General features: G+C 62.0%; 13 protein-coding genes. 5 read left to right on the forward strand and 8 right to left on the reverse strand.

Going from position 1 to position 12727, the window contains the following annotated elements:
* Positions 1-40 precede the first annotated feature (40 nt).
* The 4 genes from BLW69_RS05935 to BLW69_RS05950 all read right to left on the reverse strand — a co-directional run bounded on the left by BLW69_RS05935 (position 41) and on the right by BLW69_RS05950 (position 3807).
* The gene (locus tag BLW69_RS05935; RefSeq protein WP_092660563.1) at positions 41-922 is read right to left on the reverse strand and encodes an amidohydrolase family protein; all 882 of its coding nucleotides are present in this window, start codon (positions 920-922) and stop codon (positions 41-43) included.
* Positions 922-2073, reverse strand: coding sequence for a mandelate racemase/muconate lactonizing enzyme family protein (locus BLW69_RS05940; protein ID WP_092660565.1), 1152 nt, complete (start codon positions 2071-2073; stop codon positions 922-924). Before BLW69_RS05940 ends, BLW69_RS05935 begins: the two co-directional genes overlap by 1 nt.
* A 4-nt stretch (positions 2074-2077) precedes the next feature.
* A complete protein-coding gene (gene kdgD, locus BLW69_RS05945) occupies positions 2078-2983 on the reverse strand; it encodes a 5-dehydro-4-deoxyglucarate dehydratase (protein ID WP_092660566.1) in 906 nt (301 codons plus the stop codon).
* Positions 2984-3054: 71 nt separating this feature from the next.
* Complete coding sequence (locus BLW69_RS05950; RefSeq protein ID WP_092660568.1) at positions 3055-3807, reverse strand: FadR/GntR family transcriptional regulator; 753 nt, start codon at positions 3805-3807, stop codon at positions 3055-3057.
* A 185-nt stretch (positions 3808-3992) separates the two neighbouring features.
* Here BLW69_RS05950 and BLW69_RS05955 point away from each other — a divergent pair, with 185 nt between their 5' ends.
* From BLW69_RS05955 to BLW69_RS05975, 5 genes are all read left to right on the forward strand, one after another.
* A complete protein-coding gene (locus BLW69_RS05955) occupies positions 3993-4565 on the forward strand; it encodes a DUF922 domain-containing Zn-dependent protease (RefSeq protein WP_210311718.1) in 573 nt (190 codons plus the stop codon).
* Positions 4566-4596: 31 nt separating this feature from the next.
* Entirely contained in the window at positions 4597-5748 is a 1152-nt protein-coding gene (locus tag BLW69_RS05960; RefSeq protein ID WP_092660570.1) for a M20 family metallopeptidase, read from the forward strand.
* A 113-nt stretch (positions 5749-5861) separates the two neighbouring features.
* Positions 5862-7418, forward strand: coding sequence for a VOC family protein (locus BLW69_RS05965; protein ID WP_092660572.1), 1557 nt, complete (start codon positions 5862-5864; stop codon positions 7416-7418).
* On the forward strand, positions 7415-8377 hold the full coding sequence (locus BLW69_RS05970; protein WP_244508749.1) for an ROK family protein: 963 nt from the start codon (positions 7415-7417) through the stop codon (positions 8375-8377). Before BLW69_RS05965 ends, BLW69_RS05970 begins: the two co-directional genes overlap by 4 nt.
* Positions 8378-8382: 5 nt before the next feature.
* Complete coding sequence (locus BLW69_RS05975; RefSeq protein WP_092661090.1) at positions 8383-9111, forward strand: copper homeostasis protein CutC; 729 nt, start codon at positions 8383-8385, stop codon at positions 9109-9111.
* A 14-nt stretch (positions 9112-9125) separates the two neighbouring features.
* Here the strand turns inward: BLW69_RS05975 and BLW69_RS05980 are convergent, their stop codons facing one another.
* The 4 genes from BLW69_RS05980 to BLW69_RS05995 form a co-directional block, all read right to left on the reverse strand.
* Entirely contained in the window at positions 9126-9767 is a 642-nt protein-coding gene (locus tag BLW69_RS05980; RefSeq protein ID WP_244508750.1) for a helix-turn-helix domain-containing protein, read from the reverse strand.
* A 78-nt stretch (positions 9768-9845) separates the two neighbouring features.
* A complete protein-coding gene (locus BLW69_RS05985) occupies positions 9846-10217 on the reverse strand; it encodes a response regulator transcription factor (RefSeq protein ID WP_139283807.1) in 372 nt (123 codons plus the stop codon).
* A gap of 139 nt (positions 10218-10356) precedes the next feature.
* On the reverse strand, positions 10357-10977 hold the full coding sequence (gene fixJ, locus BLW69_RS05990; protein ID WP_062456050.1) for a response regulator FixJ: 621 nt from the start codon (positions 10975-10977) through the stop codon (positions 10357-10359).
* Positions 10964-12481 (reverse strand): PAS domain-containing sensor histidine kinase, encoded by a 1518-nt coding sequence (locus BLW69_RS05995; protein WP_274598251.1) that lies wholly within the window; start codon positions 12479-12481, stop codon positions 10964-10966. Before BLW69_RS05995 ends, fixJ begins: the two co-directional genes overlap by 14 nt.
* Positions 12482-12727: the final 246 nt, after the last annotated feature.

A 12727-nucleotide genomic window follows, 5' to 3' on the forward strand; every position in this document is an offset into this window, starting at 1 on the left:
CCAAAAAGCCGTCGCCTCCACGCGCCGGCGGTGATTAAATTTATTTGGTCGATGCACTCCAGTCCGGAAGGCCAAACAGCTGTTCCGGGTTCTTCACGAGCGCCAGCTCAAGCGCTTCTTCGTCCGCCAGCCAGCTTAGAACCGTGTCGGTCAACGCGACGTCGTCCGGATAGTCCTTCTGCTCGCGTGCAAGGTTGTGCGGCCAGTTGCTGCCCCAGACGATGCGTTCAGGCGCGTAGGCGGCGATATCGCGCGAGAAGGCCGCGACATCGGCATAATCAGGTGCGCCGGACTTCGAGGACTCGTAGACGCCTGCGAACTTGAACCAGCATCTGCCGATATCCATCAGTCGCTTGACGGCTGCGATCTCCGGGCCCTCTGGCGTTGCGCCGGAGAAGAACTTGCCGTGATGGTCGAACACCCAGCGGCTTTTGAGTTTGGCAAGGCGTGGCTCATGCTCGAGGATATTGCTGCCGTCGAACTGGACTGCGAGCATCCAGCCGCGGGCGGCAGCCTTGGCGTCGAGTGCTTCGAGCGCCGAAAGGTCCACGGCACCGCCGGGCAGATCCATGATGCGCAGGCCGACGATACCGGCTTCGGCGAGCTGGTCGAGTTCGCCATCGGAGACATCACCCGCGGCTGCAGCGACGCCACGGGCAACACCGCCCATTTCCTTCAGGCAGGCGACCAAGTTGGTATTGTCGCGCTGGTGGGCATTGCCCTGCGTGATTACGACACGATCGATGCCGAGCCATGCCATGAACTGGCGATACTGCTCCGCATCGGGGAGAGTTCCGACTGGCAGGCCTGGGCCGCCGGGCTGCGATGGGAAACCCGGCAGGTACATATGCATCTGCGAGTCGACTGCGCCCGCCGGCAGTTTGGTCGTTGGCGCGTCTCCGGAGAGCGGACGAACAAGCATCAGACGTCTCCCGACTTCGGTTCAGGCATTTTGAATTCCTTGAGCGCATCGCGGTTGATCTCGATCCCGAGACCAGGGCCATCGGGGATCTGCACCACGCCGTGCCGATGTTCGATCGGTGTTTTGATCACCGCCTGGCGGAAAGGGTTGTCGGTGCGGTCGAATTCGAGAATGGGTTCGATCGGATTGACACGAACCGGGCTCGGGATCATCGCCGCCATGAACTGCAGGGCTGCTGCGATATGGACGGCCGTGCCCCAGACATGGGGCACAACGCGGATACCATGGAGCGCCGCGAGATCGGCGACGCGCTTGGCCTCGGTAAACCCGCCGACGCCGGCAAGATCGGGCTGGAGAATGTCGACGGCGCGGGTTTCCACGGGCTCGCGCATGCCCCACCGGCTGTGCCAGGTTTCGCCGCCGGCAACCGGGATCGGCTGGCGGGCGCGCACTTCGCGGTAGGCCGCCAGCTGTTCCGGCACGACGGGCTCCTCGAACCAGTCGATATCGTATTGTGCCGCCGCGTTGCCGAGTTTGACGGCTTCGATGGTGTCATAGCCGTGGTTGGCGTCGATCATCAGGCGCATATCGGGACCGGCTGCTTCCCGCACGGCGCGGATGACGCGAAGGTCTTCCTCGACGCCGAAGCCGATCTTGATCTTCGTCGCGTGGAAACCCTCGTCGCGGTAGCGGGCGACATCGCGGGCATTGTCCTCTACGCGGTCGACGCCGTCGCGCTTAAAGCTGCCGGTGGCATAGGCCTTGACGCTTTCGCGAAAACGGCCTCCGAGCAGGATGGAAACAGGCACGCCGAAATGCTTGCCCTTGATGTCCCAGAGCGCGATGTCGATGCCCGAGAGTGCAGTGACGGCAAGGCCGCGCTGGCCCTGGTCACGCAACGCGTTATAAAGCCGCGCCCAGATCTTTTCGGTTTCCAGCGCGTTTTCGCCGATCAGCCAGTTTGTATACGCCGCCACCACAGCTGCGTTGGGCCGGGCCGGGCCAAGGCATTCGCCCCAGCCGATGGTTCCGTCGTCGCACTCGATCTCGACCAGTATATGGGCGCGGCGGTCGAAGCGCATCGAGGCGCTTTCGAAGGCGACATCCAGCCTGTGTTCAAGAAGGTGGGTGCGGACCGAAGCGATCTTCATGGGTTCACCGCTTCTGATCGCCGATGAGCTTCAGCAGGATCTGCTCTTCTTCTTCCGTCAGGTCATCGAGCGGCGGGCGGACCTTGCCGGCATCGAAGCCCTGCAGGCGCACGCCGGCCTTGATGGCCGAGACGGCATAACCCTTGCGGCGGCCGCGAAGCGCCATGAAGGGGTAGAAGAATTCGGTGAGGATCTGTTCGCAGCGGGTGCGATTGCCGGCCCGCAGCGCCTTGTAGAACTCGACGGCAAGACCGGGCACGAAGTTGAAGACGGCCGACGAATAGGTGGTGAAGCCGGCGCCGAGATAGGCTTCGGCAAACAGTTCGGCCGTCGGCATGCCGCCGAGATACATCAGCCGGTCGCCCATCGTGGCGGTGATCTGGCGCACGAGGCCGATATCGCCGGTGCCGTCCTTGAAGCCGATGAGATTGGGGCATTCGTCGCAGAGCCGCTGCAGCGTGTCGACCTGCAGCACGGAATTATCGCGGTTATAGACCATGACGCCGATGCCGACCGACTGGCAGATCGCCTTAACATGCTTGTACAGGCCTTCCTGCGGCGCATCGATCATGTAATGCGGCAGAAGTAGAATTCCGTCCGCGCCTGATTTCTCGACCTTCTTTGCCAGATCGACGCCCACATGCGTGCCGAAGCCGCAACCGGAGACGATCGCGGTCTTGCCGGACGCTTCCTTGGCGGATTTCACGATGGCGGGAATTTCGTCGGGGGCCAGCGAGAAGAATTCTCCGGTGCCGCCGGCGGCAAAGAGAACGGGGGCCTCGAAGCCGGAAAGCCACTCGATATGACGCTGATAACTTTCAGGCTGAAACTGGCCCTCGGCATCGAAATGGGTCACAGGGAACGACAGCAGGCCGGCGCCAAGCGCTGCCTTGATCTCTTCAGGCGTCATGTAGTGTTATCCTCTCAGTGTCTCCTCCAGACAATGTTGTCGTACATGTATGATGAATTTGTGTCAACACGTCATCTGACAGATTGGCGAACTTCGCGCAGCAACGTCCGGTAGCGCAGTTGCGCGCCACGCAGATGGCTGCGCATGGCCTGCCTTGCGCCTTCTTCGTCGCCTTCCGAAATTGCCACGACGATCGCGTCATGCTCCTTGTCGAGAAGGGCGATATAGGCCGCCTGATCGGATTCGGAATCGTCCGGACGCAGGGCCGCACGGGGGATCAGCCGCTTGCCGATCATGGTCAGGAACTCGCGGAAACGTGGGTTGTTCGTCGCTTCGGCAATGGCGAGATGGAGGGCAAAGTCCGCTTCGCTGGTCGGCTTGTCTGCCTCGAGACAGGCGCGGACGGCGTGGTGGTGCTCGAAAATGCTTTCTTCCTGTGCCGGCGAGCGACGCACCGCTGCAAGGCCTGCAGCCTCGACTTCGACGGCGGTTCTGAGCTCCAGGAGCTCGATCATCGAGGACACCTGAGCAAGATCGATATTGTTGAGCGAGAGCATCGTGGGCTGGGTGTTTTGCCGTGGTTCCAGCACGAAGACGCCGGCACCCTGGCGCGCTTCCACAAGACGGTCGGCGCGGAGTGCGGCGATCGCCTCCCGCACAACGGTGCGGCTGACGCCGTGGGTCTCCGTCAGCTGCGCTTCGCTTGGCAGCCGCGCACCGGCCGTGAACTGACCGGCGGCGATCGCCTGGCGCAATGTATCCGTCAGCTGAGACACCAGCGTTCCTGCACCCTTTGCCGGCTCCAGCCTCGTCTCTCCAGCCATGCGTCTCTCCTTGCGCTCTCGTTATCTGCTCCCGTTAACCTGTATGATAAGTCGGCTTCGTTGTCACGGCTTTTGCTTATGAAGCCTTTGCGGCAGTTGAAAGCGGCCGCACTTGTCTCTAGGTTGCGGCATTGATTTCAGATGTCGGGTGATGAGTGCGCGAGAGAGTTCGGTGTATCGGTCTGTTGTGTGCTCTTAGTCTCTGGCCGGCGGCAGCCCAGGCGCAGTGGAAGCCGGTGGAGCAGGTGAAGACCTATCCGGTCAAAGGCACGTCCGGCATCGAGCTCTACTCCTCGATCGGCGAAAACGGCCCCAAGGTCGGCAGCCAGGTTCGGGCGATCGCCCATACGGATTTCAAGCTGACCTGGTCGCGCAAATACGAACCGCAGCCCGACGGCGCCTGCACGCTGGTTTCGGCACGCCCCAACATCATCATCATCTACACACTGCCAAAGCTTGTCTCGAAGCTGTCGCCCGCGCTTCAACAGAAATGGGACGCGTTTACTGACGGCGTGCGCCGGCATGAGCGGGTCCACGGCGCGATGATCGAGGATCTCGTGCGCCAGATCGAGGCGGCCAGTATCGGGCTTTCGGTGCCTAACGATCCGAAATGCACCAAGGTACGGGCTGAACTCCAGAGCAAGATCGCCGTCATCTTTCCCGCCCATCAGCAACGCAACCGGGATTTCGACAAGGTAGAACTCGGCGATGGCGGCAATGTGCAGCAGCTGATCCTCCAGCTCGTCAACGAGCGCTAGAGACAGGCGAATTTTTCAAAGGAAGCTTTCAATGACGCAGGTTATTTCCGCTGGTGATGTCGATGCCGAGGCTCTGATCGAAGAGCTGAAAGAGTGGGTGCGGATCGAGACGCCCTCCGGCAATGCGGCGGCGGTAAACTTCCTGGCCGATCGGGTGGAGGCCAGTGCGGCTAAGGCCGGGCTTTCCGTCGAACGGCTGCCGGGCACGCTCAGGTTCGGCGATATCCTCGCGGTCCGATCGCCACGGCAGGCGGGGAGCAACGAGAAATCGGTTCTGGTGCTCGCTCATCTGGATACGGTCCATGCGATCGGCGTGATCGATAACCAGCTCCCACTTCGCCAGGACGGCGACAAGCTCTACGGACCCGGCATCTACGACATGAAGTCCGGTGCGCTGATGGCGCTGGATGCGTTGAAGATCGCGGTTGCAAAGGGCAGCAGAATGCCGGTCGATCTCGTTTTCGTGCCGGACGAAGAGGTCGGAAGCTTTTCGTCGCGGGCCTTCATGGAGGAATGCGCGCGCAGCGCCGGTTATACGCTGGTGGTGGAACCCGCGCGCGACGGCGGCAAGATCGTCATCGCTCGCAAGGGTGTGGCGATGTACGATATCGTCGTGCGTGGCCGGGCCTCGCATGCGGGCACACGGCCACAGGACGGACGAAGCGCCGTGCGGGCGGCAGCAAGGCTTGTGCTCGATCTGGAGGCGCTGAACGACGCAGGGCGCGGCATCACCGTCACGGTCGGAACGATCAGCGGCGGCACCGGCCGCAATACGGTGCCGGCGGAATGCCGCATGCAGGTGGATGTGCGCGTCCCCGACGATGCGGCAGCCACGGAAGTCACGGCGAAGATCGCCGCCATGCAGCCGGTCGATCCGGATATCAGTTTCGAGATCAAGGGACAGATGAACCGGCCACCGTTTGCGCAGTCGGATGCGGGCCGGAGATTGTTCGATACGGCGGCGAAAATCGCTGTAGATCTCGGCATTGCGCTGGAGGGCGTCACGACCGGCGGCGGTTCCGACGGCAATTTCACCGCAGCGCTTGGCGTGCCCACGCTCGATGGTCTCGGCGCTGATGGCGCAGGCGCGCATACGTTCGAAGAGCATATCTTGCTGTCGAGCGTTGCGCCGCGGACCGCGCTCTTGGCCAACCTGATGATGTCGCTCGAGCCCGAAGCCTGACGGGTGCCGCTTTGTGAACGGTGCGGCACCGGCCGCACCCATCACGGCATCTTTTCATCGTCCAGAAATTGCGTCCATATGGCTGATATCGAAGACCATTCGGGAATTCCGACATGACCAGCGGCCTGCACCACATCACCGCCATCACCCGCAAGATACAGGCGAATGTCGACTTCTATGTCGGCTTCCTCGGATTGCGGCTGGTGAAACGCACCGCCGGTTTCGAGGATGCGCAGCAGTTGCATCTGTTTTACGGCGACGGTGCCGCATCGCCCGGATCGATCGTGACGTTTCTCGCCTGGGAAGATGGATCGCTCGGTCGGGTCGGGCATGGGGCGCCGAGCGAGATCAGCCTGGAGATTTCGCCGGAAGCGATCGGCTTCTGGCTGACAAGGGCGCTGCAATATAACATCAAGCTTTCCGGGCCCGCGCAGGAATTCGGCCAGCCCGTGCTGCGCCTAACGGATCCGGACGGGATCATCGTCAAGCTCGTCGGCGTCGAGGAAACAGGGCCTTGGGTCTGGTGGAAGTATGGTGGCATTGCCGAAGAAAACGCAGTCCGCAGACTTTACGGCGCGACGATCCTTTCCGAGAAGCCTCAGGAGACCGCTGAATTCCTTGTGAGGCATATGGGGTTGGCTGTTGGAGGCCGGGAAGGCAACATCCAGCGTCTGGTCTCGGATGCGCATGATATCGTCGATGTCCGCGATGCATCGGGTTTCTGGACGTCGGCGCCGGGCACGGGCGCGATCGATCATATCGCTTTCCGGGCTGCGGATCGCGCGGCGGTCGAAGCGGTGTATGCAGACCTTGCCGCTGCCGATGCGGGCGAAATGAACATCCACGACCGGCAGTATTTCCATTCGCTCTACGTGCGCGAGCCGGGCGGCACGCTGATTGAACTCGCCTCGGACGGGCCGGGTTTTGCCACCGATGAAACTGTCGAGACGCTGGGACGCCAGCTGTTCATTCCGAACCATTTCAAGGGGGATCGCGAGGCGCTGAAGGTGATGCTGCCGCAGTTCGGTCTGCCGGGCGAGGAACGCGTCATCTACCGCGACCTGCCGTTCGTGCATCGGGTCCACATGCCTGACAACTGGGACGGCACGACGCTGGTGCTGATGCACGGCACCGGCGCCAACGAAACGGCGCTGCTGCCGCTCGGCCGAAAGGCGGCACCCAATGCGATGCTGATCGGTTTGCGCGGCCGCTCCGTGGACGAGGGCTATCCGCGGTTTTTCCGCAGGCTCAGCCAGACGACGTTCGACCAGAAGGAGATCGCCTCGGAAGTGGAGGCTTTCGTCGGGTTCATCGAGGATATCGGTCCGGCGTATGGCGCGGATCCGGCGCGCACCGCGTTCCTCGGTTATTCCAACGGCGGCAACATGATCGGAGCGACGATGCAGCTTTACCCTGAGCTGATCCGCAAGGCAGTGCTGCTGCGCTCAATGAACGTGCTGGAAGACCGACCCGTCGTTGATCTTTCCGGGGCAGAGGTCCTGTCACTCAGCGCCATCAACGATTTTTACGGCCCGCTTGCCGGCGAGATCGAGGACAGGCTACGGACGGCCGGGGCCGACGTGACGGCCCGGGTACTCGATGCCAATCATGGCCTCGACGCGGAAGACGAGGTCATCGTGCACGAATGGCTCAAGGAGCGGATTGGTTGACAGGTAACGTGTTCACGACCGGAAACGACAAGCCGGTATTCTGTGCCGATATCGGCGGTTCGTTCATCAAGTTCGCGGTGTCGCCGAAGCCTGGCGTCATCGAGCCTCTGGAGCGGGTTCCAACACCCGCGTCCGACTGGGATGCGTTCGTGGCAGCGCTGTCTGACCTGATCGCGCGGCATGCCCATCTGGTTAAAGACAATGACTCGACGCCGCTGGCGTTGTCGATCACCGGGATCGTCGATCCCAAGACCGGCGTTTCGATTGCCGCCAACATTCCCTGCATCACAGGACGTCCCGTGGCGGCGAAACTTTCCGCGCGGCTCGGAAGGCCGGTCGTTGCGGCCAACGACGCCGATTGTCTGACGCTTGCCGAAGCCAGTGAAGGTGCCGGCAAGGGCCATGATGTCGTGTTCTGCGCCATCATCGGCACCGGGATCGGCGGTGGTCTGGCGATCGATGGCAAGCTGGTGCGCGGTGCGGGCGGCGTGACCGGCGAATGGGGCCATGGGCCGATCGTCAATACGACCGTCGAGATTGCCGGCGAGACGATCCACATTCCGCGCCTGGCCTGCGGTTGCGGCCAGTCCGGCTGTGCCGATACGGTCGGCGGCGCACGCGGGATAGAGCGTATCGACGGCCTGCTCCACGAGAGAGCCGAGACCAGTCACACGATCATTGAAGACTGGCAGGCCGGCGATGCGTTGGCGGAAAAGACGATCGCCGTCTGGCTGGAACTGATTGCCGATCCCCTGGCGCTCGCGGTCAACACGACAGGGGCGTCGGTCGTGCCCGTCGGAGGGGGACTGGCCTCCGTTCCGGCACTGATCGACCTGCTGGACGGAGCAGTGCGCAAACGCATCCTCAACCGGATAAGTCACCCATTGGTGATCCCGGCGCTTCGGCAGGCGGATGGTGGGCTGGTCGGGGCAGCGGTGCTCGGCCGGCAGGAGGGCTGATGGCGATGCGGATCACGCTCGAAGTCTGTGTCGATACGCCTGAGGGGTTCGAGGCGGCTGTGGCAGGCGGGGCCGACCGGATCGAACTCTGCGCGGCGCTCGATCTGGGCGGACTGACGCCGTCGCCGGGGCTGATGGCACTGGCGGCGAAAGCGTCGACCCCGGTCTATGCGATGATCCGACCGAGGGCAGGGGATTTCGTGTTCGGTCTCGGTGACGAGGCGGCCATGCTCGGCGATATCGACGCTGTGCGGTCCGCCGGGTTGGCGGGTGTGGTGATCGGTGCGAATCTGGCCGACGGCCGTCTCGATGTGGCGCTGCTCGAACGCCTGATGCGACATGCTGACGGTCTCGGTGTGACGCTGCACCGTGCCTTCGATCTGGTGCCGGATCCGGTTGAGGCCCTCGACGTGGCGATGACGCTCGGCGTTGAGCGCATCCTGACGTCCGGGCTGGTTCCGCGCGCCATAGACGGCGTGAACCTGTTGAAGCAACTGGTCGATCAAGCCGGGACACGGTTGTCGATCATGCCGGGCAGCGGGGTCACGCCGGCAAACGTTGTCGAATTGTTGAGCTGCACCGGTGCCCGCGAGGTCCACGGCTCCTGCCGCGCTGTTCTCAAGCGCGGTGACGGCAGAGCTGTCGAGTTCGGTTTTGAAGCTAACCAATCATACCGGACAAGCGAAGTCATCGTGCGCGAGATGCGGACGATCTTGGATGGTGTCGGCGGCTGAGGGTTCGCTCAGCCTCAGGCGCAGAGGCTGGCGAGGGCCTTGAAGTCCTGGATCTGCACGCAGCGGACGCTTTGCAGTTTGATCAGGTTGGATGCGCGCAGCTTTGCGAACACACGCGAAACGGTTTCAATCGTCAGGCCGAGATAATCCGCGATGTCGAGTCTCGACATCGGCAGGTCGAAATGGTCGAGATTGCCCTGGCGGTTGGCCATGTCCAGCAGGAAGCCGGCGATGCGCTCCACCGCGGTCTGGCGACCGATGACCGCCAGGTGCTCCTGGGCGCGCAGCATGCCGCGCAAGGCGAGCTTCAGAATGTCGTCGCCACTGCCGGGCTGGGAAAAGCTGCGCAGTCCCGTCGGAACGATCGCTTCCGCAAAAAAGGCATGCGTGCGGTCGGCTTCAAAACCAAAGGTCTCGCCGGCAAGGTAAAAGCCGATGACCTGACGGCGGCCATCGGACAGCAGCCGATGGAGGCGGACGGCGCCGAATTCGACCTCGTAGAACGTGCCGGATTTCTCGCCGGGCGTGTAGATTTCCTTGCCGCCGGCATAGGTCTGGACCTGGGTAACCCGGGTGACTGGTGCGGAGGAACACGGAAACGCGATCGGCGTTGCGTTTAGCATCTTTGCCTGGGCGTTCGCGACCGGAGCGTTCACGGCTCTTCCTCCAAGTGATCAGAGCTAGGATGCCGCAAGCCACTCGTCGGCGATATTGAGGTGTCTCCCTACGGAGTTCTACGTAGCAACCGGTGCCGGCGTGGCGTGGCTCAGATGGGCGAAATCCCTCACCATCCGCAGCAGTTCGGCGCCATCGAATGGCTTTATCAGGATGCGCGCCGTGTTTTTGGATGGGATCGGCGTCATTCCGTCTGCCAGCATGATGAAACGGCTGGGAGAGTCGAGAAGCTTGTGCTGGGCGTCGAGGTTGCCGTGGACCTCGTGGGAGTCGATGATCGTGCACGCGGACGAGGCTGCCGAGGCGTGGCCCGCGCACCAGCTTTCATAGGACAGAACCTGAAAACCTTCGACCTCCAGCGCGAACGCCAGCGACTGTCTAAGCCCGGCATCCGGAGCGATCACTGCAATAGTGGTCGAGGGTGACAACACGTGGACTATCCAGGATCCGGGGGCGCTAGGGCGACATTGGACGCCGATTGTAATATGCGCGCCACGCCCCAAGCGGACTTTGCGTTAGATCAAGAAGTTGCAATTAAATCGCGGATTGTCCGTTTGTTCAGGTTCGGCGTCACTCCTGGTCGAATCCGGCCGCCATGGTCATCCGAACCAACTGCGGCAGGCTGCGCGCCCGCATCTTGGCCATCACGTTGGCGCGGTGGACTTCAACCGTCCGGGGGCTGATGTCGAGATCGTAGGCGATCGACTTGTTCGGCAAGCCGGCAACGACTGCCAGAAGGACCTGGCGCTCGCGATCGCTAAGCGACTGGAGGCGGCTCAACACTTCCTGCACCTCGGTCACTTCCGTCGGCTTTTCGACGAGAAGCTTGGCAGCCCGCTCGATTGCTTCGATGATGGTCGTATCGTCGAACGGTTTTTCGATGAAATCGACAGCGCCAGCCTTCATTGCTTCCACTGCCATCGCCACGTCGCCGTGGCCGGTTATGAAGATCACAGGCATCCGTATCTTCTGGGCGGCGAGCGACCTGATCAGCTCGAGACCCCCGATATCGGGCATCCTGAGGTCGCTGATGAGCAGGGCGTTGCGAGTTCCGGGCGCAAATTTCAGGAAGGCCGTCGCGCTTTCATGCACGCGCACGGCAAATCCGTTCATCGTCAGCATGAAGGCGAGCGACTTGCGCACCGGCTCCTCATCGTCGACGATATGCACCACGTAGTCAGCGGTCGGCATTCTCTTCGTCCTCCTTGTACAACGGCAGCGTGAACCGGAACGTGGCACCTCCGGCGACATTTCGGGTGACCACCATCTCACCGTCATGGGCTTCGATAATACGTTTGCATATCGAAAGTCCGATTCCCATACCACCCGCCTTGGTCGTCACGAATGGCTTGAACAATTGGGCCTCGATCTCCTCCGCAATCCCGGGGCCTGTGTCTTCGACGACCACGGCCACGTGCTCGTCGTCCTGGACCAGCGTACGGATCGTGAGCTCTCTCCGCTCACTGTCGCGCATCGCTTCGATTGCGTTGCGCATCAGATTGGTCAGGACCTGCTGGATCTGGATCTTGTCAGCGACGACGATTTCCGGGCCGTCGTTGAATTCGAACATCGTCCGCACGCCATTTTCGCGAGAACCGACCAAGGCCAGAGCCGCGGCTTCTTCAATCAGCCGGCGTATGTTGTGGGGTGCTTTCTCCGTTTCACCCTTCGTCACGAATTCGCGCAGGTGCTTGATGATCTGCCCGGCGCGGAGCGATTGGTTGCCGGCTTCCTTCAGCGCGTCTCGCAATCGCGACGCCATGTCGTCGTCCATGTCCCGCAGGAGTCTTGCGCAGCCGTGGACATAATTCGCGATGGCCGAAAGCGGTTGGTTCAGTTCATGGGCAAGGGTCGAGGCCATTTCACCCATCTCGTTCAGTCGCGCGAGACGGGCGACTTCACCCTGCATTTCCTGCAATCGTGCCGCCGATTCGGCGCGTTCGGTAAGATCTCGCACGAAGCCGGTATAGAAGGTCTCGCCACCCGACCGGGTTTCGCCAACGGCAAGCTTCATCGGGAAGGTGGAGCCATCCTTGCGGCGACCGACCACGACGCGATCCCGGCCGATAATCCGCTTCTCGCCGGTGCGCGCGTAGCGCTCGAGATAGCCGTCATGCTCACGGTGGTAGGGCTCCGGCATGAGGATACGCAGGTTGCGTCCGACGACCTCGTCTTCCGTATATCCGAACTGGCGAACGGCCGCGGAATTGAAGGAGACGATGATGCCTTCCTTGGTAATGACGATAGTGGCATCGAGCACGGTGTCGAGGATCGATCGCAGATGCGCCTCGCGAACCTCGGCCTTGGCCTGGGTCTTTGCGATGATGATACGGGCGATATGCAGGACCTTGCCGGTGACGGCGATTGCCAGGCTGGTCAGAGCGACCACTCTCAGTTCCGCCGAGGTCGCGCTGACGGGTGACAGTTCCTTCAACGCCCAGACACCGATTACGGAGAGGACTGCAGCGACCACACCCGGTCTCAAGCCTCCGATGACGGAGGCGAAGATGATCGACGGCACGAAAAAGAAGTAGATTCCCTTGCCGTTCATGGGAACGGACAGAGCCAGACGAATTGCAAAGCCGACCAGGAAGCCGACCACAGCGAGGAGATAGACCTCACCGCGGGTGAAATCACGTTTCTGAATGAACTGTACGAAGCGTTCGGTGCGCCCGGTCATTTCGCTTAGGATCATCGCTCATCCTACTGAAAAGGCGATCGACAGGCGCGCGGAGAGACGGGCGCGGATGTCTTGAACGCGTTGTAGCACAGGCTTAAATGCAGCGTCCAACGGGCAAATCAGGGAGGGGTCTTCATACACATGCTTTTCACCATATGTCAGAGAAACCGCGCATTCGCTCCGGAACCCTGTTCATCCCGGCGTGCAATTGGTCGGCAAACCCGATAAGGCTGGGCCTTGGCCTAAACATTCCGCTAGGTT

Origin of the sequence: Rhizobium sp. NFR12 (assembly GCF_900108545.1) — a bacterium.
GTDB classification, from domain to species: Bacteria; Pseudomonadota; Alphaproteobacteria; order Rhizobiales; family Rhizobiaceae; genus Neorhizobium; species Neorhizobium soli.

Coding starts and splice junctions, on each gene's coding strand:
- BLW69_RS05935 (WP_092660563.1), bottom strand. CDS start 922: ATGCTTGTTCGTCCGCTCTCCGGAGACGCGCCAACGACCAAACTGCCG.
- BLW69_RS05940 (WP_092660565.1), bottom strand. CDS start 2,073: ATGAAGATCGCTTCGGTCCGCACCCACCTTCTTGAACACAGGCTGGAT.
- kdgD (WP_092660566.1), bottom strand. CDS start 2,983: ATGACGCCTGAAGAGATCAAGGCAGCGCTTGGCGCCGGCCTGCTGTCG.
- BLW69_RS05950 (WP_092660568.1), bottom strand. CDS start 3,807: ATGGCTGGAGAGACGAGGCTGGAGCCGGCAAAGGGTGCAGGAACGCTG.
- BLW69_RS05960 (WP_092660570.1), top strand. CDS start 4,597: ATGACGCAGGTTATTTCCGCTGGTGATGTCGATGCCGAGGCTCTGATC.
- BLW69_RS05965 (WP_092660572.1), top strand. CDS start 5,862: ATGACCAGCGGCCTGCACCACATCACCGCCATCACCCGCAAGATACAG.
- BLW69_RS05975 (WP_092661090.1), top strand. CDS start 8,383: ATGCGGATCACGCTCGAAGTCTGTGTCGATACGCCTGAGGGGTTCGAG.
- fixJ (WP_062456050.1), bottom strand. CDS start 10,977: ATGCCGACCGCTGACTACGTGGTGCATATCGTCGACGATGAGGAGCCG.
- BLW69_RS05995 (WP_274598251.1), bottom strand. CDS start 12,481: ATGATCCTAAGCGAAATGACCGGGCGCACCGAACGCTTCGTACAGTTC.